Annotated in this window: 16 protein-coding genes and 1 tRNA gene; 3 read left to right on the forward strand and 14 right to left on the reverse strand. The window is 67.8% G+C overall.

The window, feature by feature from the left end:
- Positions 1 to 28: 28 nt before the first annotated feature.
- The 12 genes from AUL38_RS04415 to AUL38_RS04470 all read right to left on the reverse strand — a co-directional run bounded on the left by AUL38_RS04415 (position 29) and on the right by AUL38_RS04470 (position 18,809).
- Positions 29 to 1,330: a PP2C family serine/threonine-protein phosphatase gene (locus tag AUL38_RS04415; protein ID WP_059059472.1), complete on the reverse strand. Its 1,302-nt coding sequence runs from the start codon at positions 1,328 to 1,330 to the stop codon at positions 29 to 31.
- Positions 1,327 to 3,846 carry a transglutaminase domain-containing protein gene (locus tag AUL38_RS04420; RefSeq protein ID WP_153006461.1) on the reverse strand — a complete coding sequence of 840 codons (2,520 nt, stop codon included), beginning with the start codon at positions 3,844 to 3,846 and terminating at the stop codon, positions 1,327 to 1,329. The genes AUL38_RS04415 and AUL38_RS04420 overlap by 4 nt, the downstream gene beginning before the upstream one ends.
- Positions 3,843 to 5,228 carry a DUF58 domain-containing protein gene (locus tag AUL38_RS04425; protein ID WP_059059473.1) on the reverse strand — a complete coding sequence of 462 codons (1,386 nt, stop codon included), beginning with the start codon at positions 5,226 to 5,228 and terminating at the stop codon, positions 3,843 to 3,845. Before AUL38_RS04425 ends, AUL38_RS04420 begins: the two co-directional genes overlap by 4 nt.
- Positions 5,225 to 6,229 (reverse strand): MoxR family ATPase, encoded by a 1,005-nt coding sequence (locus AUL38_RS04430; RefSeq protein ID WP_059059474.1) that lies wholly within the window; start codon positions 6,227 to 6,229, stop codon positions 5,225 to 5,227. Before AUL38_RS04430 ends, AUL38_RS04425 begins: the two co-directional genes overlap by 4 nt.
- Positions 6,230 to 6,291: 62 nt before the next feature.
- Positions 6,292 to 12,198: an Ig-like domain-containing protein gene (locus AUL38_RS04435; RefSeq protein WP_161937405.1), complete on the reverse strand. Its 5,907-nt coding sequence runs from the start codon at positions 12,196 to 12,198 to the stop codon at positions 6,292 to 6,294.
- Entirely contained in the window at positions 12,195 to 13,334 is a 1,140-nt protein-coding gene (locus AUL38_RS04440) for a serine/threonine-protein kinase (RefSeq protein ID WP_059059475.1), read from the reverse strand. Before AUL38_RS04440 ends, AUL38_RS04435 begins: the two co-directional genes overlap by 4 nt.
- Before the next feature lie 244 nt (positions 13,335 to 13,578).
- On the reverse strand, positions 13,579 to 14,268 hold the full coding sequence (gene rplA / locus AUL38_RS04445; protein WP_059059476.1) for a 50S ribosomal protein L1: 690 nt from the start codon (positions 14,266 to 14,268) through the stop codon (positions 13,579 to 13,581).
- A 10-nt stretch (positions 14,269 to 14,278) separates the two neighbouring features.
- Positions 14,279 to 14,707, reverse strand: coding sequence for a 50S ribosomal protein L11 (rplK, locus tag AUL38_RS04450; RefSeq protein ID WP_059059477.1), 429 nt, complete (start codon positions 14,705 to 14,707; stop codon positions 14,279 to 14,281).
- Positions 14,708 to 14,959: 252 nt separating this feature from the next.
- A tRNA-Thr gene (locus AUL38_RS04455) sits at positions 14,960 to 15,031 on the reverse strand.
- Positions 15,032 to 15,108: 77 nt separating this feature from the next.
- Positions 15,109 to 16,716 (reverse strand): alpha/beta hydrolase, encoded by a 1,608-nt coding sequence (locus AUL38_RS04460; protein ID WP_059059478.1) that lies wholly within the window; start codon positions 16,714 to 16,716, stop codon positions 15,109 to 15,111.
- The gene (locus AUL38_RS04465) at positions 16,713 to 17,909 is read right to left on the reverse strand and encodes a DNA polymerase III subunit delta' (protein WP_059059479.1); all 1,197 of its coding nucleotides are present in this window, start codon (positions 17,907 to 17,909) and stop codon (positions 16,713 to 16,715) included. Before AUL38_RS04465 ends, AUL38_RS04460 begins: the two co-directional genes overlap by 4 nt.
- 267 nt (positions 17,910 to 18,176) lie before the next feature.
- Positions 18,177 to 18,809, reverse strand: a complete 633-nt coding sequence (locus AUL38_RS04470) for a YigZ family protein (protein ID WP_059059480.1) — start codon at positions 18,807 to 18,809, stop codon at positions 18,177 to 18,179.
- A gap of 60 nt (positions 18,810 to 18,869) precedes the next feature.
- On the opposite strand from AUL38_RS04470, the gene AUL38_RS04475 reads away from it, so the two are divergent.
- On the forward strand, positions 18,870 to 19,259 hold the full coding sequence (locus AUL38_RS04475; RefSeq protein ID WP_201023679.1) for an RNA-binding S4 domain-containing protein: 390 nt from the start codon (positions 18,870 to 18,872) through the stop codon (positions 19,257 to 19,259).
- Positions 19,256 to 20,191 (forward strand): 3-methyladenine DNA glycosylase, encoded by a 936-nt coding sequence (locus AUL38_RS04480; RefSeq protein ID WP_235590601.1) that lies wholly within the window; start codon positions 19,256 to 19,258, stop codon positions 20,189 to 20,191. Before AUL38_RS04475 ends, AUL38_RS04480 begins: the two co-directional genes overlap by 4 nt.
- Before the next feature lie 220 nt (positions 20,192 to 20,411).
- Here the strand turns inward: AUL38_RS04480 and AUL38_RS04485 are convergent, their stop codons facing one another.
- On the reverse strand, positions 20,412 to 22,106 hold the full coding sequence (locus tag AUL38_RS04485; RefSeq protein ID WP_059059482.1) for an acyl-CoA dehydrogenase family protein: 1,695 nt from the start codon (positions 22,104 to 22,106) through the stop codon (positions 20,412 to 20,414).
- Positions 22,107 to 22,149: 43 nt separating this feature from the next.
- Positions 22,150 to 22,827 (reverse strand): TetR/AcrR family transcriptional regulator, encoded by a 678-nt coding sequence (locus AUL38_RS04490; protein ID WP_059059483.1) that lies wholly within the window; start codon positions 22,825 to 22,827, stop codon positions 22,150 to 22,152.
- 84 nt (positions 22,828 to 22,911) lie between these two features.
- Between AUL38_RS04490 and AUL38_RS04495 the strand changes: the two genes are divergently transcribed.
- Positions 22,912 to 24,549, forward strand: coding sequence for a class I adenylate-forming enzyme family protein (locus AUL38_RS04495; protein ID WP_235590602.1), 1,638 nt, complete (start codon positions 22,912 to 22,914; stop codon positions 24,547 to 24,549).
- Positions 24,550 to 24,590 lie beyond the last annotated feature (41 nt).

Genomic DNA, 24,590 nt, shown 5'->3' on the forward strand with positions numbered 1-24,590 from the left:
CCTTGCGCACAACGCTTCCGTGAACGGGCTACGGCAGCAGCTGCCCGACGATCCACCACACACCGGCGACGGCAACGGCGGAGACACCAACCCCACCCACGAACGCGATGAGCCCGAACCTGCGGTTCATGCTCGCGATCGACGGCAGTTCGGTTCGTGCAGCCACCGGGAGTTCGTAGCCCGCAGGAGGGTCACCAATTGACTGCGCGGAGACCGATCCGCGGCGGAGCTCCCCCGTATTCTCCGTGCGCCGTCCGTACATGACCGGGATGCTGGATCGCACGCCCTCACGCGGGCGCGCATCCTCGGAGACGGGGAACGGCGAGGCGGGCGCCCGGAGCCGGGAGTCGATGGGGCGCTTGAACAGTTGCGCACGCAGCTCGGGCGACAGTTCATCGAGTGGTTCAGGCACCGCAGCGCCGGGCTGCGTAGCCCTGCCGGGGCCTGGCGCGGTCGCCGTGTCCTCAACGTCCCCCATCGGTTCGTCGCCCGTGCTCACTCGCTCACCCCCGACGCGTGCTGTGCAGGCGGGTTTCGCCGCGGCCTGGTCGCCGTGATCGTCTTGTCCGAATCGGTGACGCCGTGTGCTCCGGTCGCTGAGCCGACGTGCCAGGTACGGCCTCCAACCAATGATGTCGACCACGATCACGGTGATATTGTCGCGGCCACCCGCATCGTTAGCGCGCTGCACAAGCTCCGCGGCGACCGCGTCTGCTCGCCCACCCATAGTGAGCACTGCACGGATCTCCTCGTCCTCAAGCTCGGTTGTCAGCCCGTCCGAGCACACGAGCAGTCGGGTGCCCGTCTCGACCGGGAGCAGCCATGAGTCTGCCGTCGAATCGCTCGAGCCAAGCGCACGAGTGATGATGTTGCGGGGTGGGAGCGGGGCTCCCGCGTCGCTCCGGCGCGTCTCTTCGGCAAGCGAGTGATCGACGGTAATCTGCTGCAGCTCGGAGCCGCGGTGCATGTACACGCGAGAGTCACCGATGTTCAGCACGAGCCAGTGCAGCTCACCCTCGTGTTCGACGAGCATGGCCCCGGACAGTGTGCACCCGGCTCCCCGTTCCCGGCCGGCAGCCACCTCGGCGACCGCAATCCGAGCCGCGTTCAGGGTTTCGCCCGCCGCAGGGACACTCGTGGGGCGTCCAGCCACAATGCCGTCAGCAAATGCGGCGAGCGCGGCCCGACTCGCGAGGTCACCGGCTTCGTGCCCGCCCATCCCGTCTGCGACCAGAAAGCAGGGAGTTGCGGCGAGGACCGAGTCCTCATTCACTTGCCGTTTTCGCCCCACGTCACTCAGCGTCGCGAAATCAAGCTCGACGCTGTTCATGAGCGGGCTCCTCTGGTTCGGGCTCGGGTTGTGGATCGGATATTCCTCGGGATGGCTCGAGCGAACGAGCCGAGCCAATAGCGGGATCGCAGCCTCCCCAAGAACCCCACCTGTTCGTCCCGCTCACTCAGCTGCACTCGTACCACCTTCCACAGGTGGTCGACGGTCTCAGAAGAGACCCCCTCGCGAGCGTACACTGCCTGATCGACAGTGGTGGCGATCCACACGCCACGTTCAGTGCTCAGGCCGGCCGGTTGCAGTGCGAGTGCGACGTCGGTTCGGCTTCCAGCAGCCGGGACGTTCGCACCGGAATCGGCGTATCCGTCGAGCAGCTCCTGCCATGCGCCAAGCGCGCGCAGCTCCGGCAGCTCCTGCCGGTTGCGTGCCGCACGCCGCGCGCGTTTCACGAGCGGAATGAATAGGGCTGCGAGTGCGAGCAGCGCGAGCGCAGCCGCGCCGAGCCCGACGACCCGCAGCACGGGCCACAGGCGCGACTCTCGCTCGGGCTCGGGTTCTTCCCGGTCGCTCCCGTCCTCGTTCGAGGATCCGACTGGCGGATCGCTCTCGCTTGCGTCGCGTTCTTCCGGAGTGGTCGGGAATTCGGGGAGCTGCTCGCCCTTTTCGACGAGCAGCGGGGGCACGGCGATCTGAGGTGAGACGTCGATCGGTGCCCACACCCCGTCAGCGCCGCGTGCCTCGATCCACGCGGACACGTGTTGGCCCTCGCACCGCGTGCTGCACGCGGGGATACCGGGCACGCCTGCCGCTTCATCGCCGAGACGGACGCCGACAACCACCCGGGAGTCGAATCCGAGGGCGCGCGCGACGAGGGCAGCGGCGGCGGCGAACTGCTCATCGTCGCCGATCGCTGCGACAAGTTCATCGTCACCGGCGCGATCACCCGCTGCGTCCTGCTGCTCGATGAGCTGAGTGAAGAGCTGTTCGATCCGTGCGATCGAGTGGCCGCCTGGGCTCGATACGAATCGGGCCGGCGCGTCCTCGCCGAGCTCGGTCAGCCAGGCCCGCTCTCCCTCGCCGTCGGTGAGGGAGTGACTGAGGTAGCCGCGCGCCCGGAGGCGGTCGATCGCGGTGGCAAGCCCGCTGGCAGACGGGGCGACACCTTGCAGTTCGAGCCAACGCTCAAGCTGTGGCAGCACGTCAGCTTCCAGCAGTGGGCGTTCACTCGCAGGCTCGGCGTCGAGCACCGGATCCGTTGCGGCGCTGACGGTTGCGGTGAAGGCGTCTGCGGCCCGCAGCCCGCTCGCGGTGGGAACGGCGACAGCGGCTCCCGTCTCACGGTTGACGTAGAAGCTGTCGGCCAGCGCGGCGGCACGCGGACCGGCGAAGGCCGGCGGAGCGGCAAGCGGCGCTGCAATCGGCACCCACACCCCCGAGTAGCCGGAGCCGATGGTGACGCTGAGGTCGGTGGGAGCTGTCACGTTGGGGCCACTGGGGAACCGGGTAAAGCGGCCGGCGCCGGCCGGCTCACCCACGAAGAAATCAACGCCGTCGTATCCGTCGAGCACCGCCAGTCGCAGCCGCGCGGGGAGCGTTCCCGTCGATTGCACCGTAAACAGGTCACTGTCCAGGGCATCGTCGCGTTTCCATTGCCGGTAGTCGGCGAGTGGGCTGACCTGTTCGCGAACGACAACTTCGGGGTCGATGCTGTCGCGCGGCACCACGCGGGTGTTCCCCGCGAGCGTCGGCGCGACAATCATTCCTGTGGTTGCTGCAACGGCAACAACGAGCAGCGCGGCCCCGCCGCGCGCGAGCGCGTTTCGGCGTACCGCTCCGCGTCCCGTCGGGTCGGTCGAGGTAGCCGCACGGGCGGCTCGGCCTCGCCGTAGCGCGGCTCGACGATCCCTCCCAGCCGTCCACCCCATCCACACGGCCGTCGCCCCGAACGCTGCCGCCCAGAGGGCAAGCTCCCGCGGCGCGGTCAGGGTGACAGGCCCGAGGACACGGGGATCGCTCACGGCGGAGGATCCGAACACTGTGCCGAACACGACCGGCGCGAGCAGCGGAAGTGAGGCGACCACGGCGGCGCGCGATCCGCGCAGCGCCAGGGCGGTCGCGGTCGCAACGACGGTGAACACGAGCACAGCGAACGGCACGAGCACTGTTTGATACGTGCCGACGGGCAGCGTGAGGGTGAGGAGCTGCTTCCAGCCGAGCGCGATCGCCGCAATGCCATCGCCGTAGCCCCGCAACACCACAGCGACGCCGGACTCGGCGATCCCGTCGAAGGTCTGCGGCACCGCGGCGGGCACCACGAACACGAGCAGCACGACGGCGAGGCCGACAAGGGTGAGTGCGCCCCAGCGCCACCGCGCCCCAGCCCACACGACCGCATAGGCGCTGACCGCAGCGATGCCTGCGACGGGCCAGAGTTGCGGTGTCTCATAGATGGGCCAGGCAGCACCGACCCCGAGCAGGATCGCGCACGCAGCGAGCAGCGCGGCTCCGGCCGAGCGGCGCCCAAACCCGGCGGTCTGGCGTGCCAGGCGACGGCTCACAGTAGCCCTCCGCGCATCTGCAGCTGCGGAAGGTCACCGAGTGCCCCAGCCGTGAAGTACAGGGATCCGTCAGCGAGGCGGGCGGCCGGCTCGGCGAGGATCTCACAGCGCACCACTGCGACCGCGACATCGGTCGGGAATGTCGCGACAGTTCGACGCAGGCGGGTGATGTCCGGCATTGAGCCGGTCACGATTGTCACGACGGAAAGTGGCCTGCGCGATTCGGCAAGGCTCCTCGCCAGCCATTCGATCGGCGGCGGCTCTTCGACGGCGGTGAGCTCTGCCCACGCGTCGAGGAGATGCTGCACCGTGCGTGACGGCAGCTCCGCGAGCCCGTCCGGGGAGGACTTCGTGCGCCCGGGCAACCAGCCGGCTGCCGTGGCGATGAAGCGCTCGCGTCCTTCCCTGACCGCCTGCAGCGAGACAGAGGCGGCGATACTCACCCCGAGCTCGAACTCCGTTTCGCTCGCGTATGAGGCGAGATCGGAGTCGAACAGCACGGCGGCCCGCGCGGTCTGCGATTCCTCGTACTGACGCACCATGAGCGTCCCGCTCTTCGCGGTCGACTTCCAGTGGACGTGGCGGAGGGCGTCACCCGGGAGGTACTCGCGCACCGCGTGGAAGGACAAATCTGAGTCGGTGATCCGAGTGCTCGGCGCCCCCTCGAGGTCACGCACCATCCCGGCGGACCCGGGGGGCAGGGCAACGGTCTGAGGGTGGACCCGCACGAGGTGGGTGTCACGCCAGGTCACCTCGCGACGGAGCAGCCCAAGCGGATCGCGGCGTGCCAGCGTCAACGGACCGACTTCGATCACGCCGCGCTTGGCCGCATCGACCGCGACGGGCAGATCCGCCGTGCCGCGGCCAGCGATAAACGGTACGGCAACCTCGCGCAGTGCATCGCCGACCGGCAGCTCTGCCCTAGCCGGCAGCGCAGGGCGCCTGCTCGAGTTCTCAATATGCACATGAACGTCCACGGCAGACCCCGCCACAACGCGGATCCGATCGACGGAGATCCGCACGAGGTAGGCGCGGTTCCCAAGCAGAAACGGCAGCGCAATCACCAGCAGCAGCCCAAAGACCAGCGCAATGAACCAGGCTTCGATCCACCCGTAGCCGATGCCGAGCGCCGCGCCGAGCACTGTCGCGGCCAGCGCCAGCCAGCCCGCGGGGGTGACGGTCTGTGTGGCACGACTTGCCGCACTGCGCGCCCGCGTCCTGGTCCGCCGCCACCACCGGCGAGCGCGCGAGCGACGTGACGCCTGCGAGACAGGCCCCGCTGTCTGGCCGCGCGTGGTGTGCTCCCCGAACCGGGTGGTGCCGTGCGTCTGCGTTCGGCTCCACCCGCCCCGGTCGGGGGCTCGGGAGGTATCGGTGTTCACGCCGCGCCGTTCTCCTTGGGCAAGGGAATATCAAGCAGGATCCGCCCGATGATGTCTTCGGGCGTGACACCGTCGAACTCGGCCTCTGGCTCGAGCACCAGCCGGTGGGCCAGGGTCACGAGGGCGAGGTCGCGCACGTCATCCGGGGTCACGAAATGCCTGCCGTGCGCGGTCGCCCACGCCGAGGCCATACGGACGAGCGCGACGGCACCGCGCACGCTCGCGCCCAACCGAACCTCGCTCGCCCTGCGCGTCGCCTCAACGATGCGGACCGCATAATCGGCAACGACCGTCCCCACGTGGGGGCGCCGGGCAAACTGTTGCGCCTGCGTGATCATCTCGGTCGTGACCACCGGGCGGATCTGTTCCCGGTCGGCGCGGGCGCCCTGCAAGATGCGCAGCATGGCCGCATCGTCGGGGTAGCCGATGGCGGTCTTGATGCTGAAGCGATCGAGCTGCGCCTCAGGCAGCCGGTACGTGCCGGCCTGCTCGATGGGGTTTTGTGTGGCGATCACGATGAACGGGGTACCCACCTCGTGCGTTTTACCGTCAACGGTGACCTGCCCCTCTTCCATCACCTCGAGCAGCGCTGACTGCGTCTTCGGGCTCGCACGGTTGAGCTCGTCGGCGAGCACAACGTTCGCGAAGATCGGGCCGGCGTGAAACTCGAACGAGCTGCTGCGTTGGTCAAACACCGACACCCCGGTCACGTCGCCCGGCAATAGGTCTGGCGTGAACTGGATCCGCGAGCTTGTCCCCTGAATGACCTGGCCGAGCGCACGCGCGAGCGCCGTCTTGCCGGTACCGGGCACGTCTTCGAGGAGCACGTGGCCGCCGGCGAGCACGCTCGTGAGCACCAGCTCGACGACACGTCGCTTGCCGTGAACAACCTGTTCGATCGCGTCGGCACACGCATCGAATACCTGCGCCACCCACAGCGCCTGCTCGGGGGTGATCGTGTCGGAGGCGGTGGACTGCGGGGCTGCGGTATCGGGGCTCATTGCTTCCTTCGGGGTCGTGCGTGCGGGTGGGGATGGTGGATCGCACCTACGGCGCTCCCGCGCTAGGGCGATGCACAGACCGCTCCTGTGAACGTTACCGGGTTCCAGCTCGTGTTCGGCCAGGCAAGCTGCAGGTCCTGCCCGTCCACGGTGAAGCTCGGGGCGCTGGGCCCGGTTCCCTCGACCTGGAACAGGCCGGCGAGGTCGCCCGTTGCTGGAACACACTCGCCGATCTGCGTGATTCGCACGCCGGTCGGGCCGCTATCTCGCGGGCCAACCGGGACATCCGCAGAGCAGCGCCCAGCGCTCGGGTCGCCAACGCACTGCTTCACCGTGAGGCCGCCGCCGATGGGCGCCGTCGATAGCGCATCGACATCGCCGTTACTGAAGTAGAGGCGCGCGGATCCGTGCGTCCCGGAGAGCTCGGGCTGCGCAACGAGGCGCGTGTACTCCCTGACGCGGCCGCTCCCCGACGCGTCGGGCGCGACAAGGTACCCCTGGCTCACGCTCGGCGCCTCCGGCGCCCCGCCCACCCACACGCTGCCGAGCTGCACAGTGGTCGAACCGAACTCGCTCTTCGCACACATCACGCCGCTGTACTCGGCGAACCTCGTCAGCCCTCCAAACTCTGGCGAGGCCTGGGAGCATCGGGGTCGACCTGCCCCGTCGCGGGCCAAACCGAAGCTGTATTCGACCGCGGAGGCATAGTTTGGCCCCCAGCCGTCGAACTGCACCGTCGCCGAGCCGCCACCCGAGCTGTCGGGCACGATTGTCGCCGAACCTGCCTGTGGCGCAGCGCCGACGACCGCGGAGGCGGTGCCCGCGGCGCCCTGGCTTCCGCCCGCGTACCCCGGGGGCATCTCCGGGTCTTCCGGGATCACCGAGAAGTTGCGTTTACCTGGCTCGACCACGTGCACGCTCTTCCGGCCCACCTCAACTGGCGCGGCGCCGTCGACACGCAGCAGGAACCTGCGAGCTGCGTCAGAGCCTGAGATCCGCAGTTCCACCTTGCCCTGCTCAGCGGAGGTGTTGTTCTTGTCGCGGATCGGGGTCGCTTCGACCGTCGGCGCGGAGGGCGGCGCATACGCCCACGTCACCGCACCGTTCGCGGTCTGATCCGAGGCTCCAACGCTATTGACCGCGCGCGCGAAATACGATTGCTGGTTCGCTTTACCAGGCGTCAGGCCGTTCACCGTGCACGTGGCGGTGCTGCCGGACACCGAGCAGCTGCCCGCTCCCCCGCCACCGCTCGGCACCAGCTCAACCCCACTCACCGCGGGGTGCGCGGACTGTGGGTTGAGCGCCACTGTCAGGGTGACGCTGCTCGCGGTCGCGCCGGTTGCGGTGATACTCGCCGGTGAGCGTGGCACGCCCTGCGCATCGAGTTCAATACTGCCCTCGCCCGTGCGGCCCTGCGCGTCACGCACCGTGTAGCCAATGGTGCACTGCCCGCCGGGTCCACGATTATCAGGCCAACTCACCGCGACCCCACGGTCACCCGCGCGGCGCACGTTTGCGACGGAGCATGATGCAGCGTTCACCGTGTCGAGTTTCAACCCGCCGCCGCGCTTCCCCGCGAACGGATCATATTCTCCCGAGGCGCCAATCACGTCGGTCGCGCAGCTGCTCCCGACGGTGCAGCGCAGGTCAACGGTTGCCCCGCGCGGCGTATCCCGCGGCACCTCGCCGACTCGCAGCACGAGCGGTGCCTGGGATTCGCCGGCGCCGGTGACCGCAACCGTGAGTCGCTGCTGGTTACTCGGTACCGCATCCGCACGCGCCTCAACCGAAACCGTCGCGCCGGAGGTGGTCACTGTGAATTGCGAACTCGATCCTGTGACCGTGAAGCGCAGTTTCGACAGGTCCCCCGTGCGGTTGCCCTCCCAACGCACCATATCCGCGAGGTCAATCGACTCGCTCGCGCCAGGCGCCACCGTGCGCGTGAGCGACTCCAGCGCGACGACAGGCTGCCGTGGCACGACGGTGACGGGGACGGGGAGTGATGTCCAAGTGCTTTGGCCTGCGAGCCGCACGTCGATCACGCAGACGTCTGACCACGGGGCCTCGGCGCCCGCCGTGTAGCGGATCCTCCCTATCGACGTCGCCTCGCACGTCGCTCCCGTCCGCCCGACCGCCAACAGCCCCTGGCGGAGCTCAACACGATCCCCCGCTCCCGTGTCCACGAGCGCGGCAACATCGGCATCGACCGACTTGTTCTCATCGACCGTGAGCGGCTCGAGCCCGGGCCGCAGCGTGAGCCGGAGTTCATCGAGCGGTGGCACGATGAGGAACCCGTAGCTCGAAACCTCCGTGCCAGCGGCGTCAGCCCCGCTGAGCTTGAAGGGGACGAGGTCTCCCTCAGGCTTATAGCTCCCCAGGATTCTGCCGCCCTTCACCTGGTAGCCGGCTTTCGCCCCCTCCCAGATGCTGAGTTTGAGGGCGGAAACGTCGCCCGCTGCCCATCGCACCTTGTCGGTGACCACGTCAACGCCGGTACCGGCAAGGTCGGCGCGGTCGCGCACACTCATGACGGTGTCGGTAACCGCGGGGGCCTGCGTCCCAACCCTGTCCGAGGTCTGGACGAGGATCAGGCCGTCTGCGGTACTCGATGAGGCACGTGACTGCACGGTGTACTTATACGAGACCGTGCCAGGCTCGGGCCCCGCCTGCACCGCAATCCGTCCGCGAGTGAGTTCCGAGAGGTCGATACGCGCCGCAGCACGTGCGTACTCCGGATGGGCCTTTCCGCCGGGGAGATTGGGCTCGACGCTCAGGATCTTGAGCGTGCCGCCTGCAGGATCAACGTCGTTGTCGAGGGGCGAGATCACGACCGGCTTCGTCGCGCCGAGCACCACGCGTACGTAATCGCTCGACACCACCGGCGCACCGGTGTCGAGTTGCTCGGCGATGATGACCCGAAGCGTCGCACTGCCCGAGCCACCGAAGCCGTCGTGCACGGAATAGTTCACCGTGTGCAGGCCGGGTTCTGCCTCACCGCTCGCGGTCACGGCGATCGCGTTGCCACCCGCCGTGATGCTCGCAGCGACGTGGGAGTCGTCGCCCTGCGTCACCCCAGAAAGACGGACCCGGTCGCCGTCGGGATCCACCCCAGACAGGGGCACGCGCGCCTCGGCGACAGCCCCCGGGGCGAGCCGGACGGTCAGCTCCCGGGGAACAGGATCCGCGTTCGCGCCCTTCGGGAGCACCCGCACGGTGACCGTCCCGGTGTCGCTGGACTCCGGCGAAGAAGCCCCGTAGGTTGTGTAGCTCAGCTGGTAGGTGCCGGCCTTCTCCGGGGCGAGATAGCGCAGGGTGCTTCCTGAGGCGAAGGCGAGCTCACCCTTCGCGCCCGAGCCCGTGATCTCCGGGTGCAGCACCAGCCGCTCGCCAGGCGCGGAGACGTCGTTGTCGAGCACGCGGATATCAACCACGTCCCCGGCGCGGACGGTCGCTGTGTCAGCCACGGCGACCGCACCGCCCTGCCCAGACTCCGGCACCTGGAAGACTGTCAGTCGCCCGGTTGCCTGCGCGTCGCCCTCGGTCACACGAATGTCGGCGGCCCCGATCCTGCCGGCGCCACCGTCTGCGGTGCTGCCAGCGACCCGCACCTTCGCGTGGTCGATGACTTCGGCCCTGAGCTGGCCGTCGACGACGGTGGCGCTCGAGACGACGAGGGCCCGGGACGACGCCCCGGGAATGGCGTTGAGGATCTCAACCGTCGAGTCAGCTGATGGTCGCACAAACGCGCGCAGCGGCGGTAGGGCGAGTGGCGCGGTGCTGGGTGTCGCAGTGATGCGCGCCACCCCAGTGAGTTCAGCTCCGGTACCGACGTCGGTGACGGCGACAGAGAGTAACGCCTGGCCGGGGCTTGCGGCGGTGATCTCAACGGTGCCCTCGGCGGGACGTACCGTTGCGCGCACCCGATCGCTGCCGCTCACGACGGTGACATCTGACACGGTGAATGAGCCCGATCCTCCCGACACTCGAGTCAGCACATCGAGCGCTGTCGTTTCACCAACGTGCACGGTGCTCGCGACTCCGGTGAAGCGGGCGAGGGCGTTCGGCAGCACTGAGACCTGTAGGTCGCGTGATTGCTCGGCGCCACGCGCATCCCGCACCAGCACACGCAGCATCACCTCTGAAGCGCCAGCGTTCGGATCAAGGTGCTTGACGGCGAGCCTGCCGTCCGCTGTCACCATCGCGCGTGCGGGATCTTCTGGCCTGACCATCTCGACACCCGCGAGGAACATCGGGTCGCCCTCGGGGTCGACCCATCCCTCAAGGATCGGATACACAAGCGTGCCGCCGGGAGCGAGCTCTGGCACCGCCCACTCGCGTTGGCAGCCCGCGACGGGGCACCACTCCGGCGCGGTATTCACCTTGTCATCAGCGACCGTGAGTGTCACCGTCGCCGGCTGTGACTCGAGCGAACCGTCCGTCACCCGATAGCTGAACGTTGCTGAGCCGGTTGCGCCCTCAGCGGGTCGCACCATGAGTGACTGGGCGTCGGGCAGCAACTCAATGGTGCCGAACTCCGCTGCGAGCGGAGATTCCCCCAGCGACTCGGGCACAATCGTGAGCACATCGCGCTTGTTCGCGTCGTAGTCGTTGAGCATCACCTGCAACTGTGACGGTTCACCTCGGCGCACGCCGAATGCGTCGTCCTGCGCAACCGGCGCGATCTGCTCAGTGACTTCCTCGACGACGACGGTGCCTCGGTCTTCCTTCGGCGGGTCAGAGATGGTCCACTGCGACAGCGGGATCAGCCGTCCCTCGGGAATCGTCCACAGCATTCCACTGCGCTTCTCTCCGAGCACGGTGCGCTCACCGTTCGTAAAGAACGTCGGCTCTGGATCGCCGATGCTCCCCGCCGCCGCGTCGAAGGTCAACGGGGTAAGTGCGCTCGCGGTATCGGTGCCGCTCCGCCAGAGCATCCCCTCGGTTTGGTCCACCCAGGCAGCAACTCGGACACGCTCTGCGAAGCTCGGGCGTGCTGGGGTGCCCGAGGCCTCAACGATACGTTCGGGGTCGCCCGTCGCCGGCACGCGCCAGAGGCCGGAGGTATCAGCAATCAGCGCCGCCGTTCCCCCGCCGGCACCGGCACCGTCGCCGTCACCGCTCCATTGCAGCCTCGGCGAGCCAGCAAACTCGACGGTCTGCACGGCGCCACCCTCGCGGAAGACCCGTCCCTTCGCTGGGTCGAGCAGCACCCATTCGCCCGACACAAGTGCGAGTTCGGGTTGCTCAATCCCTGCGGCAGACTCGGGGAGCGTTTCTTCCGAGCCGACGAAGCGCTCGGCCGACGCATCGTACCGCCAGAGCGTGGCGTCGCCAGCCGAGAACACCGCGACCCTGCCCCGAGCATCAATTGCGGCTGCGTCAGCCGTGAATGCTCCGGCCTCCGTATCGCCCGATGCGAGCGGATCGATCAACTGCAGCGACCCGACGCTCTCCCCGACGTACACGCGGCCGCTCTCAGTGCGCACAAGCAGGTGGTCGCCCGCGCCCAGGACGTCGCGCGTCCCGTCTGGCAGCGCCGCGGCTTCAGCACCCTCGACCGCTGGAAGCGCTGCCCGAGTCTCATCGCCAGTCGGAGCGGGAATGCGTTCGGTCTCGTCGACGCCGCTGGCGTCGTCAGACAGGTCCTTCGGGCTCGCCGCATCCACCGGCCATGCCTGCCCGTTGCCGTGGCTCAGGACAATACTGTCGGCACCGCGCTGCACGACGCCGCTCGGCTCGCTCACCTTTCGGACGGTATCGATCTCGCCCGTCTGGGTGTTCACCCTGGCGTACTGGCCGGCATCGCGCGCGACCCACACGCTTGGCTCGGCACGTGGCGTCTCACGGGAGTCGAAGCCGCTCGAGACCACAGCGACCGTGACAACAACCGCAACCGTCGCGATCCCCGCGATCCAGCCCCGTGCGCGCCCTGTCAGCCGTGATCGTTGCCCGGTGGGGTGGCGGTTCATAGTCCGCCGCCAACCGTCGCCCACAGAACAGCACCGACCGTCGCGGTCACTGCGACACCAATACCGGCCCCAATGAGCCCGGCAGTGAGTGCCGATAGCGGCGCCCGGTCGTGCACCAGTCCGTCACGGTCTGTGCCGCGTTGCTCGGCGAGCGCACGCGCACGCGCCTCAGCGCGGGACGGCTGGCCAACGGAACTCACCACGGGGCCGCGAGTTCCCGCGGGAATCTGCTCCACACGTGGCAGCCACGCCTCCGCAACAATCTCGAGCGGCGTCACCTCAAAGCCGTAAGCGCGTTGCAGGCCCTGCAGTGCCTCGCCGAACTCAAGCATTGACGCGTACCGGTCACCGGGAGATCGCTGCAGCGCCCTCGCGATGACCTCGTCGAAGCGCCCATACCCCTGCGCCCCCGGGACCGGCGTGTACACGGCTTTGGTGATGCGATCCGCAAGTTTCGATCGCGTGTTCAAGGCACGATCTGGAAGCTCAAACGGCGAGCGGCCGGCCGCAAACGTATACAGCGTCGCGCCGAGCGACCACACTTCAGTCGCCACCGATCCGCTGACACTCAGGCCGAGCACCTCAGGTGCCGACCACGGGATCGACATGGCGACCTCCGCTTCCTCGGGCTGGCCGCGCTTGGTGACGTAGGCAATACCGAAGTCGGCAAGCACGGGCCGGCCGAGCGTCGTCAGCAACACGTTCGACGGCTTGATGTCACGGTGCAGCACACCTGCGCGGTGCGCTGTTTCGAGCGCGCCTGCGATGCGAACACCGGCGTCGAGCACATCGGACAACTGCGCGGGCGAGCCTTTGGTCAGCGCCCCCATCGAGGCAGGGCAGTACTCCATCGCGATGTAGGGCGAACCGTCGAGCGAAATACTGGCCTGGTAGATCGTGACAATCGAAGGGTGACTCGACAGCCGCGCCATCACGTCTGCCTCGCCCTCGAATACCTCGCGAAGTCGCGCGGCATCGGGGCCACCGTGCCCAGCCTCAAGCACTTTTACGGCGACCGATCGGCGCGGCATATCCTGCTCGTACAGGTGCACCTGGGCGAAGCCGCCGGAGCCCAATGGGCGCATGTACGAAAAGCCCGGGATCCCGGGCGGTCGAAGATGCTGCTGCTCACTCATCGCGCAACTTCACCACACGCGCACCAGCGCGGGCAAAGAGATGAGCGACAGACATAGAACTATCCTACGCAGAACACGCGGAGGCCTGCCCATCGGGCACGACTTTGTGCATAACTCGCCTACAAGCCTGCGAAGTGTCTATGCGATGGCAAGCTGCAGGACATCGACCAGCAATGTAATAGGCCCCCACCGCGCACGCGGAGGGGGCCTACTACTCAGAGCACGAAGCTCCGTTTCGCGGAACTTACATGCCGGAAACGTCGAGCGGAATGCCAGGACCGAAGGTGGTCGAGACAGCGCCCTTGAGCACGTACTTGCCCTTTGCCGATGACGGCTTCAGGCGGATGATCTCGTCGAGAACCGACGTGATGTTGTCGTTGAGCTGCTCTTCGGTGAACGAAGCCTTGCCAACAATGAAGTGCACGTTGGAGTGCTTGTCGACGCGGAACTCGATCTTGCCGCCCTTGATGTCGGTGACAGCCTTAGCGGTGTCCATCGTGACGGTGCCGGTCTTCGGGTTCGGCATGAGGCCGCGGGGGCCAAGTACCTTACCGAGACGACCGACCTTGCCCATGAGCTCGGGGGTCGCGACAGCCGAATCGAAATCGGTGTAGCCAGCGGCCACCTTCTCGATGAGCTCGTCGCCGCCGACCTCGTCAGCGCCGGCAGCAATAGCTGCTTCAGCTGCTGCACCGTTCGCGAACACGATGACGCGAGCGGTCTTGCCGGTGCCGTGGGGGAGGTTCACGGTGCCGCGAACCATCTGATCGGCCTTACGGGGGTCCACGCCAAGACGGACTGCAACCTCAACGGTCGAGTCGGTCTTTGCCGAACCGGTCTCCTTCGCAAGGGCGATTGCCTCTGCGGGAGTGTAGAACTTGTCTGCCTGAATCTTCTCGGCAGCGGCGCGGTACGCCTTCGACTTCTGTGCCATGTTCGTACCCTTACTCGACCGTGATGCCCATGGAGCGAGCGGTGCCCGCGATGATCTTCGCTGCTGCGTCGATGTCGTTCGCGTTCAGGTCAGCCTGCTTCTGCTCGGCGATCTGACGAACCTGCTCAGCGGTAACCTTCGCAACCTTAACGGTGTGCGGGGTGCCGGAGCCCTTCTGGACGCCAGCAGCCTTCTTGAGGAGCTCCGCCGCCGGCGGGGTCTTCAGGATGAAGGTGAACGAGCGATCCTCGTAGACAGTGATCTCAACAGGAACCACGTTGCCACGCTGCGACTCGGTGGCCGCGTTGTACGCCTTGCAGAATTCCATGATGTTGACGCCGTGCTGACCCAGCGCAGGACCCACGGGGGGTGCCGGGTTGGCGGCGCCGGCTGCGATCTGAAGCTTGATCAGACCGGTAACCTTCTTGGCTTTTGCCATGATTGTTTCCTTTCGCCGAACGAATGCGTGTGCACTCGTTCTCCCGCCTCGCCGGCCGTTCCGGCGCGCGGTGATGTTCCGCCCGCGCGCGGGGCGCGAGCACAAACCTCAATAGCTTACCCGATGCGCGCCGCGCGCGCATCCCGAGCGACGCCCAAGACTGTACGGAGTGCAGCAGGAAGTGATGCAGCAACGAAAACGGGGCGACCCGCGTTTCGCGGATCACCCCGTACTTCTCACTACCTGTGCTCGAGCCGCCTATCGGATTTGAACCGATGACCTGTTCTTTACGAGGGAACTGCTCTACCCCTGAGCTAAGGCGGCCTGGTGCGATTTGCATCGCACACAAGCGAAAACTCTAGCACGAAAGCGGACGCAAGATTGCACGTCCGCCACCGCGCCTAGCTGCAGGTTACGCCGCTCGTTGGAACAGTCCCGTCGAGCAGGTAGCTCTCGACGACCTCATTCACGCAGGCGTTCTGTCCGTACGCGGTGTGCCCCTCGCCCTCGAAACGCAGCAGCACCCCGCTTTCGAGCTGTTCGGCGAGCGATTCGGCCCAGCGATATGGCGTCGCGGGGTCTCCGGTAGTGCCGACGACGAGGATGGGGTCAGCCCCAGCCGCGCGCACGGGCGCGCGCTCCTCGACCCCCTTGTGCGGCCAGCCGGCGCAGGACACATCGCCGAAGCCCTGGAACCTGCCGATGGTCGGCGCGATCCGCTCAAGCTCCGCAGCTTGCTCGCGCATGCGCTCGGGGTTGACCTCGTTCGGGTAGTCCAGACAGTTAATTGCTTGGAACGCCTCGGTCGAGTTGTCGAGGTACTCGCCGTCGAGTCTGCCGTAGTAGGAGTCTGCAAGCGCGAATGCGATGTCGGGGTCACCGTCGGCGACGCTCTCGAACAGCGAATTCAAGTAGCCCCAGTTTGACTCGGCGTAGAGCGGGGTGATGATCGCTGTGAGCATCGTCGATGCCGAGAGGATACGGCCATCCGAGCCTTCGAGCGCGGCGTTGTCCACCTCGTCGAGCAGCTCGCTAACCTTGCCCATCGCGAAGTCGACGCTGCCGGACAACGGGCAGTCCTGCGAGCCGAGACACGCGGTCACATAGCTGCGCAACGCGAGCTCAAATCCGAGCGTCTGCTCGCGGATGACGTCCGCTTCGGTCGCCGTCGGGTCGAGCACGCCATCGAGGACGAGGCGCCCGGCACGCTCCGGGAACGTTTCTGCGTATCGGGCACCGATGTGGGTGCCGTACGAATAGCCGAGATAGTTCAAATGCTCGTCGCCCACGAGCTGCCGAAGCATGTCGAGGTCGTGGACCGTCGACAGGGTGTCCACATGGGCGAGGAGTTCGCCGGTGTTCTCGCTGCAGGCCGCACCGAATTCCTGCGAGGATGCGACCGCTTCCTCGATCCACTGTGTACTCCCGCGCTCCGCCGAGCTGTCGCTCACCCCGAACAGATACTCGTCCATTTCAGCCGCGTCGAGGCAGCTCACCGCGCTCGACGAGCCAACGCCGCGCGGGTCCCAACCGATAACGTCAAAATCGCGCTGAATTGGCTTGCCCACGGCGGCGTCGATCGCGTTGCGCACATAGTCGGCGCCCGATGCGCCCGGCCCGCCGGGGTTCACGAACAGCGTGCCGATCGGATCCCCGCTCGTCGCAGGCTGCTTCACCATGTGCAGACGGATCGTTTCGCCACCTGGCTCATCCCAGTCGAGTGGGGCATGGACATCTGCGCACTCGAATCCGTCACCGCAATCTGTCCAGTTCGGTGTCTGGGCACCGAAGCCATCGGCAACGGGTTGCGCGGGGAGCTCGAGCTCCACTTCGACGGGCGTGGCTGGGTTCGGATCAAACAACCGCCAGACGCCAGTCAGCGAGACGACAAGTCCAATCACCACGAGGATGACCCCGATGACGACCACCCAACGCCGCCACCGCTTCTTCGGGCGGTAGGCGTCGCTGTCTGTGTTGTGTGGCTCTTCGTAGAGCTCTGGCGCCGTCACGAGCTCAGCACCCGGTTGTCGGCCATCACAATCCGCGCGAACAGCGCCTCAAGCACGAGCCCAGGCGTAATCGCGCGGGCGAGCCGCCCACGAGCCTCCTCGGTGGCAGAGACCACAGCGAGAGCCTGCTCCGGGTTCCACCGTTCCGCGAGATCCCGAATCGCTGCACCAGATTCCGCGTTCACAAGCTGCGGAAGCGTCGCACCCGCAGCGGCGGGTGCCTCGTCGGCGCCTTGCCCAACGGCTCCGAGCGTCGTGAGCAGCACGTCGCGGTAGAGCGAGAGTAGATCAGTGAGGATTCGGTCGATCCCGTCGCGGAGGCTGCGCTTGCGGCGGCGCTCCTGATCTTCCTCAAGCGCTTTCACCTGTGAGCGAAGCTTCGGTGGGATTGCAGCCCCCGGGGCGAGGCCCAGGTTGCGCATAGCGTCTGCACGCTCCCCAGCGTCGAGCTGCTCCGTGAGCGCATCGGCGTCGGCCTGCGCGATCGCGACGAGCGACGCCGCGACCGCCATCGCGTCACCGAGCGTGGTCGCGCCGAGCGCCCCGGTGATTGAGCGTTCCCGGCGATCCATCGCTTCCGGGTCACTCGCAAGCCGCCTGGCCATCCCGATGTGGCTCTGCGCGAGCCGGGCTGCCCGCTCAGCGAGCTGCGGCTCGATGCCGTCGCGTTCGGCGAGCAGTCGCGCCACATCGGCGACGCTCGGTGTCACCAGCCGCACCGATCTCGTGCGTGAGCGGATCGTCGGCAACAGGTCTGCCTCACTCGGCGCGCAGAGCACCCAAATCGTGCGCTCCGGCGGCTCCTCGATGGCCTTGAGTAGCACGTTCGAGGTGTGCTCCGTCATGCGATCCGCATCCTCGATGACGATGACGCGATAGCGGCCCTCGCTCGGGGAATAGTGCGCCGTCGTCACGATCTCGCGTGCGCTATCGATGCGAATCACCGCGGCCTGCGTCGTGAGCGCCGCGAAATCGGGGTGCGTGCGCCCACGCACCTGGGCGTAGACGCGATCCCGGTCTGCCTCCTCGCGCGCGATCAACGCCGCGGCGAAGCGGTAAGCAAGGTTCGAACGCCCCGAACCGGGCGGCCCCGTGATGAGCCACGCGTGCGCCGGCGCCCCGTCTTGCTCTGCCGCACGCGACAGCGCCTCCACGGCCGCTGGCTGGCCGACGATTTCCGCCCAAAAACTCATGCCGCAAGGCTACCGTCTACCGCTGACGGCTGGACTGGCAATGCGCTTGGGCTCCTGCTGGGCCCGCGCCCAGCCCCCAGGCCCCGGGCACCAGGCCCCAGGCCCGCACCCCAGGCCCCAGGCCCCAGGCCCCAGGCCCCAGGCCCCAGGCCCCAGGCCCCACCCCAGCCCGAAGATCTGGAATATCCCAAACATATTGCGCAACCTCGCAAAACTGGCATAGCAATGGTCAATCCCAGACCTACACGCGCACTCTAGCAGCGCGCTCTAGCCGCGCAGATCCACGTATGCAGCTTCGCCAGGCGTCACCGTCGCAGCCCCGGCACTGAGCTCTGCGGCGAGCGTCGCAAGCGCGGCCACCTCCTCTTCGGCGACCGCGAAGCGCTGCAGCACGGCCGCGCCATACTCTGCTTCACCCACCGTGAAACCCCGTCGCCTGGCTTCAGCCTCGATTTGGGCGGCAACTTCATAGCTGGAGGCAACAGCGACCTCGGTGCGCAGCCCGCGCCGCACCCGTTCAGCCTCAAGCACCGCACCGGGAACCGGGGCGCGGTAGGCACGCGTGAGCCCGCCAGCGCCGAGCAGCACCCCGCCGAAATACCTGGTCACGACCGCGACGACGTCGCTAAGCCCCGCCGAGACGAGGGCATCGAGCATCGGAGCGCCGGCCGTACCGCCCGGCTCGCCGTCATCGTTCGAGCGCTGCACCCGGCCGTCCGACCCGAGCACGAAGGCGGAGCAGTGGTGGCGTGCCCGCGGATGCTCGGCGCGCACCTCGGCGCTGACCGCGCGTGCGGCATCCTCCGAGTCGACCCGGTCGAGGCGCGTGAGAAAGCGGGAGCGGGAGATCTCGATCTCGGTGTCGACCTGCCCCGCGATCGTCTCGTACTCAGCTGCCATGCCTCTATGGTGTCACGCCAGCACGCCCCACGTCTCAGCCCGTCGCGTTACGATCAGAGGGTGACCTCAGTACGTGTGGACAGTTGGGTGTGGGCCGTGAGGCTCGCGAAGACCCGCAGTCAGGCGACGGCCGCGTGCCGCGCCGGGCACGTGCGCGTGAACGATGCGCCGGCGAAAGCGTCGCAGCCCGTGCGGGTCGGCGACATCGTACGCACGCGGCTCCACGCCATCGAGCGCATCTACCGGGTGACGGGCCTCGCCACGCGGCGGGGCAGCGCGACCGAGGCCGCCGCTCATTTCGAAGACCTCACTCCCCCGGCTCCGCCGCGGGTGGAGCGTCCGATGACGGTGTACCGCGATCCAGGCACGGGCCGCCCCACGAAGCGCGACCGCCGCGAACTCGAGAAGCTCCGCGGGCGGGATCAGTTCGAACGGCCGGACGACGAGTGAGCGGGGCTGGGATCCGCACCACGGAAACGCCCCCAGTCCTCGCGCGTGAAGCCGAAGACTGGCGCGCCCGCGAGACCTCGCACCAGGCTCGCGCGGAGGGGCTCACCGCTGCGCACCGCGAGCGCAGGCGGCGCGGTGAGACGCACCCGATCGAAGATTTCCTCTTCACGTACTACCCGTTCAAGCCGGCCGAGCTGCGCAAGTGGCATCCGGGTGCCGGGGTGGCGCTCGCCGACGCGCAGGATCGCGCGGGCTGGCGCTACTATGCGGTCGATGCGCGCGATACCGCCACGGTGGATCTCGCGGCGTTCTTCGCGGCCCGCGCCCAGACCGTCGACTACGTTGAACGGCTGCTCGCCGCAACACTCGAGCACACGCCTCAGTTCGGGTGCTTCGGGCTGCACGAGTGGGCGATGGTCTACCGGCTCACCCCGGACGAGCTCCGGCACACACGGCTGCCGCTGCGCATCGGGCACGCAGCAACCGACGCGGTCGTTGAGTCGCACACGATCGGCTGCAGCCACTTCGACGCCTACCGATTCTTCACGCCGGCAGCCGAGCCGCTCAACCGGCTCGCGCCGACGCGCGAGAACCAGCCCGAGATGGAGCAGTCGGGATGCCTGCACGCCGGCATGGACATCTACAAGTGGGTGACGAAACTCGGGCCGATCGTGCCGGGTGATCTGTTGCTTGACGCCTTCGAGTTCGCTCGCGACATCCGCTTCGTCGATATGCAGGCTTCGCCCTACGACGTTGCCGGGTATGTTGACCATCTTGGTGTGCCGCTAGACCCTATCCCGATCGAGACGACCGTCGGCAAGCAGGAGTATGTGCGCAGGCAGCGCGCCTTTGCTGCGCGGGGCAACCTGCTGCGTGAGCGCGTGCTCGACGCGATCGCGATCGCGCGCGCGGCACTCCCGCAGGCTGGCTAGGGCCGCCCGCCTGGCCCGGCACCTGCCCCGGCACCTCCCCCGCCACCCACCACAGCGCTCAGAGGACATGACTTCGGCGAGGTCAGGAGCCGTCAACGGTTGAGCACTCCTGACCTCGCTGAAGTCATGTCCGTTCGGCGCCGAGGCCTAAGGCGGGGAGCCTGGGCCTAGGGCGGGGAGCCTGGGCCTAGGGCGGGGGGCACGGGGCATGGCGGGCTGGCTAGTGCCTCGCGAGGATTGACGCGTGGTCCGTGCCCGCGGGGAGCACTCCGTAGTCGATGCCACGGTCCTCACCGAGGCGTGCCCCGATGAACGCCTCGGCGCGTGCCGAGGGCGCGTACCGAAGCATGAGCCCGGCCTGAAGCGCGAGCCCCATCGTGCCGACGAGCCGCCTGGCACCGGCCTGGGCGACGTCAACGGGTGCGCCGGCGATGTCTGCGAGTCCCCGCTGCACCTGTGCGCGCAGCGCGTCGAACCGGGCGTCGACCCCAGCGGCGAGCGCGAGCTCGGCGTCGAAGGCGGCGATGCTCTCCGGCTCACGGGTGAGCGCGCGGAGCACGTCAAGCGCGATCACGTTGCCCGAGCCCTCCCAGATCGCGCTGACCGGCTGCTCCCGATACCGCATCGCGAGCGGGAAGTCTTCCGTGTACCCGTTCCCGCCCAGGCACTCCATCGCCTCGTATGCGTGGGCCGGGCCGCGCTTGCAGATCCGGTACTTTGCGACCGCTGTTGCCAGCCTGCGGAAGGACTGCTCCTGCGCGTCAGCGCCGTCCTCGTGTGCTGCGGCGAGCCGCATGGCGAGCAGTGTCGAGGCCTCGGATTCGAGGGCGAGGTCGGTGACGACGCCAGTCATCGCTGGCTGATCGACGAGCATGCGGCCGAAGGCTGCGCGGTGCCGCACGTGCCAGAGCGCCTCGGCAACGGCTTGACGCATGCCTGCGGCGGTGCCGAGCACGCAGTCGAGCCTGGTGCGGGCGACCATCTCGATGATGGTGCGCACGCCACGGCCCGGCTCGCCAACCGGCATGGCGACGGTGCCATCGAGTTCGATCTCGCTCGAGGCGTTTGATTTGTTGCCGAGCTTGTTCTTCAGTCGCTGCACGCGGAACTCGTTGCGGGTGCCGTCCTCGAGGATGCGCGGCACGAAGAAGCAGCTGATCCGCCCCTCCGGATCGTTCCCCTCGCGTGCGAGCACGAGAAAGGCGTCAGACATGGGCGCCGAGCAGAACCACTTGTGTCCCGTGAGTAGCGCGCCGCCCTCGACGCGCGTTGCGACGGTCTCGTTGACACGGACGTCAGAGCCACCCTGCTTCTCGGTCATGGCCATCCCCATGAGCACGCCGGGCTTCTCTCCCGGGGTGCGGAGCGTGCCGTCGTACTCGGTGCCAAAGAGGCGCGGCAGCCAGGTTTCAGCGAGATCGGGGGCGTGCTGCAGCGCGGGCACCGCCGCGTGCGTCATCGAGATGGGGCAGGCGTGCCCTGGCTCGATCTGCGCGAACAGCGAGAAGCTGGCGGCGCGGGCGACGTGCGCGCCCGAGCGCGGAGCCGCCCACGCTGACGTGTGTGCGCCTGCGCGCGTCGCCGCCCCGATGATGCGGTGATACGAAGGGTGGTAGCGCACCTCGTCGATGCGGTTGCCACGGTGGTCGAAGTTCACGAGCTCGGGGGTTTCAGCGTTTGCCAGGCGGGCGTCCTCTTGGAACTCGGCGGTGCCGACGTGCGCACCGGCCGCAATGAGTGCCGCGGTCGCCCAGCCTGCTCCGAACTCCTCCACGGCCTCGCGAAGCACGGGAAACTCGAGGTATTCGTTCACGCCGGTCCGCTCGGGCGGCTGATTGCGCACGGTGTGCGTGCGACCGACGGGCGCGGGGCGCAGGATCGTGTGAGGTTCGGTGACGGGAATCGTGGTTGACATCGGTGTCTCCTTCGAACAATTGGTGGTGCGGGTCTGTGGCGCGCTACCTCGGGTAGGCGCGGGCCGGAGTCGGCCGGGGTGCGACTGCGAAGCCGGCGAGGCGCTGCGTGGCGGAAACGATCTCGTCGAGCACTGCGCGAGTTTCGGCGCCGTCAGCTGAGGTCGCGTCCACGGGTGGGGAGAGCGGCCGAATGAACGCCTCGCCGAGCGCGCCGACAATTGCCGGGGCGATGAGGTCGAGGCGCTGCTCGGGCAGGGATCCCTCGGCCATGCCGTCGGCGAGGATCTCGGTGACGGTCGCTGCGTATGCGCGACGGAAAATGAGGCGTTCGCGCTCTACAGCCACGTCTGCTGGCTCGAACAGCAGCGCCATCGCGAGGGTGCGTCCGCGCAGCGCACGCTCGCCGAACGCGCGCACGAGCATCGCGATGCGGTCGCGGGCAGGCACAGCGCGCCGCTCTGCCGCGCCAAAGCCGACCGCCGCGCGCACCACGTCGAGCTCGATACCGGCGGCGCGGTCAAAGATCGCCGCCGTGAGCGCGAGCTTTTCGGGGAAGTAGGTGTAAACCGTTCCGGTGGATACTCCGGCGCGCCGCGCGACCTCCGCGACCGTTGCTGCCGCGAACCCGTGCGCTGCGACGAGCTGCACCCCGGCGCTGACGAGGGCCGCACTGCGGGCGGCACGATGCTGTTCAGTGCGTTCGGTGCTGCGGTAGGCCATGAACACTTCCCCTCCGTGAGTGGGTGCCACCTGGTCGCGGTGAGCGAGAAGTTCGCAGACGGAGCTTCCCTGAACAATTGAATCATGATTCAATTGTTTGCGATAGGGCCACACCTGTCGAACAACAGCTACGCACCCCGCAACACCGACGTTGATTTTGGAGGAGCTATGGATCTCAGCAGCATGCTTGAAAACACCGCCCGAAGATTTCCCACCAACGAAGCACTCGTCGCAGGCGATCGCAGGTACACGTTCCCCGGCCTCGTGGAACAGTCGAAACGCGCGGCGCGCGTGTTTCGGGACGCCGGCCTCAGCCGCGGCGCCCACGTACCGGTGGTCATGCTCAACACGCCAGGGTTCGTCTTCGCGGCCTTCGGCCTGTGGCGGGCCGCACTGGTGCTCGCGCCGATGAACCACAAACTCACCTCGCCCGAGCTGCGCTTCCTCGTCACACACAGCGGCGCGGAGGTCGGCGTTGTTGACGCGACCCTGCTGGCGACCGCCCAAGCCGCAGCACCCGGCGTGCGCTGGCTCGTCACCGAGGCCGCGGCGTTTCCCGATATCGACGTGGATCCGAGCGACGACTTCGATGCGCTGCTCGCCGAGGCGGAGCCTTGGGAGGGTGAGCCGGTAACGGGCGCCGACACCGCCCAGTTGCTGTACACCTCGGGCACGACCAGCGACCCGAAGGGCTGCCTGCACTCACACCACGGCATCACGACCGTTGCCCTGTACTGCACCGCCGACAACCACTTCAACGAGAGCGACCGCTTTCTCATCGCCATGCCGATCTGGCACGCGGCTCCGCTCAACGACTGGTTCATCCCGATGATGCTCGTCGGCGGCACCGCGGTGCTGCTGCGCGAATACCAGCCGATTGAGTTCCTCCGCACCATCGAACGCGAACGCGTGACCTCGTTCTTCGGGCCGGCGATCTCCTACCTCGCCCCGATCCAGGCGGCTCAGGCGGGAGGTCTCGACTGGACATCCTTCGACCTGACGAGCGTGCGGTTGTGGCTTGCGGGCGGCGCACCCATCCCGGAGGACACGATCCGCGTCATGCAGGCCGCCTACCCCGATGCCGGGTTCAAACAGGTCTACGGCATGACCGAGATGGGGCCGGTGGGCATGGCGCTCGAACCGGCGGATCAGGCACTCAAGGCCGGCTCCATCGGCCGCTCCGGCATGACCGGCGTGGACATGCGGCTGGTCACCCGCGCCGGCGCGGACGCCCAGTCAGGACAAACCGGGGAGATCTGGCTGCGCTCGGACACGCGCATGACCGGATACCTGAACAACCCGGAGGCAACCGAGCGCGCCTTCGAGGGCGACTGGTACCGCACGGGCGACCTCGCGAAGATCGACGACGACGGGTACCTGTTCATCGCCGACCGCATCAACGACACGATCATCTCCGGCGGTGAGAACGTGTACACGCTCGAGGTTGAAAATGCCGCACGCGAGCACCCTGGCATCGCCGACGCCGCGACCGTCGGGCGGCCGCACGCCGAGTGGGGCGAGACTGTCGTCGTCTTCGTCGTCCCCGCTGCCGACGGCGCACCGAGCACCGAGGAGCTGCGCGAGTTCCTCAGCGGCAGGCTCGCGAAGTACAAGATTCCGCGCGACCTCATCGAGATCGCGGAACTCCCGCGGAATCCGTCTGGCAAGGTCTTGAAACACCGCTTGCGCGCGCTCGCCAGGGAGGTCGCGGCGGACGCCTAAGGCAGGCGTGGGTGCGCCTCGGCCGATGCGACGGCCGCCGA

The sequence above is a fragment of the Leucobacter sp. G161 genome, assembly GCF_001482305.1.
Lineage (GTDB): Bacteria > Actinomycetota > Actinomycetes > Actinomycetales > Microbacteriaceae > Leucobacter.

Coding starts and splice junctions, on each gene's coding strand:
- AUL38_RS04495 (WP_235590602.1), top strand. CDS start 22,912: ATGATTCAATTGTTTGCGATAGGGCCACACCTGTCGAACAACAGCTAC.
- AUL38_RS04415 (WP_059059472.1), bottom strand. CDS start 1,330: ATGAACAGCGTCGAGCTTGATTTCGCGACGCTGAGTGACGTGGGGCGA.
- rplA (WP_059059476.1), bottom strand. CDS start 14,268: ATGGCACAGAAGTCGAAGGCGTACCGCGCCGCTGCCGAGAAGATTCAG.
- AUL38_RS04470 (WP_059059480.1), bottom strand. CDS start 18,809: ATGGCAGCTGAGTACGAGACGATCGCGGGGCAGGTCGACACCGAGATC.
- AUL38_RS04435 (WP_161937405.1), bottom strand. CDS start 12,198: ATGAACCGCCACCCCACCGGGCAACGATCACGGCTGACAGGGCGCGCA.
- AUL38_RS04440 (WP_059059475.1), bottom strand. CDS start 13,334: ATGAGTGAGCAGCAGCATCTTCGACCGCCCGGGATCCCGGGCTTTTCG.
- AUL38_RS04465 (WP_059059479.1), bottom strand. CDS start 17,909: ATGAGTTTTTGGGCGGAAATCGTCGGCCAGCCAGCGGCCGTGGAGGCG.
- AUL38_RS04485 (WP_059059482.1), bottom strand. CDS start 22,106: ATGTCAACCACGATTCCCGTCACCGAACCTCACACGATCCTGCGCCCC.
- AUL38_RS04430 (WP_059059474.1), bottom strand. CDS start 6,229: ATGAGCCCCGATACCGCAGCCCCGCAGTCCACCGCCTCCGACACGATC.
- rplK (WP_059059477.1), bottom strand. CDS start 14,707: ATGGCAAAAGCCAAGAAGGTTACCGGTCTGATCAAGCTTCAGATCGCA.
- AUL38_RS04490 (WP_059059483.1), bottom strand. CDS start 22,827: ATGGCCTACCGCAGCACCGAACGCACTGAACAGCATCGTGCCGCCCGC.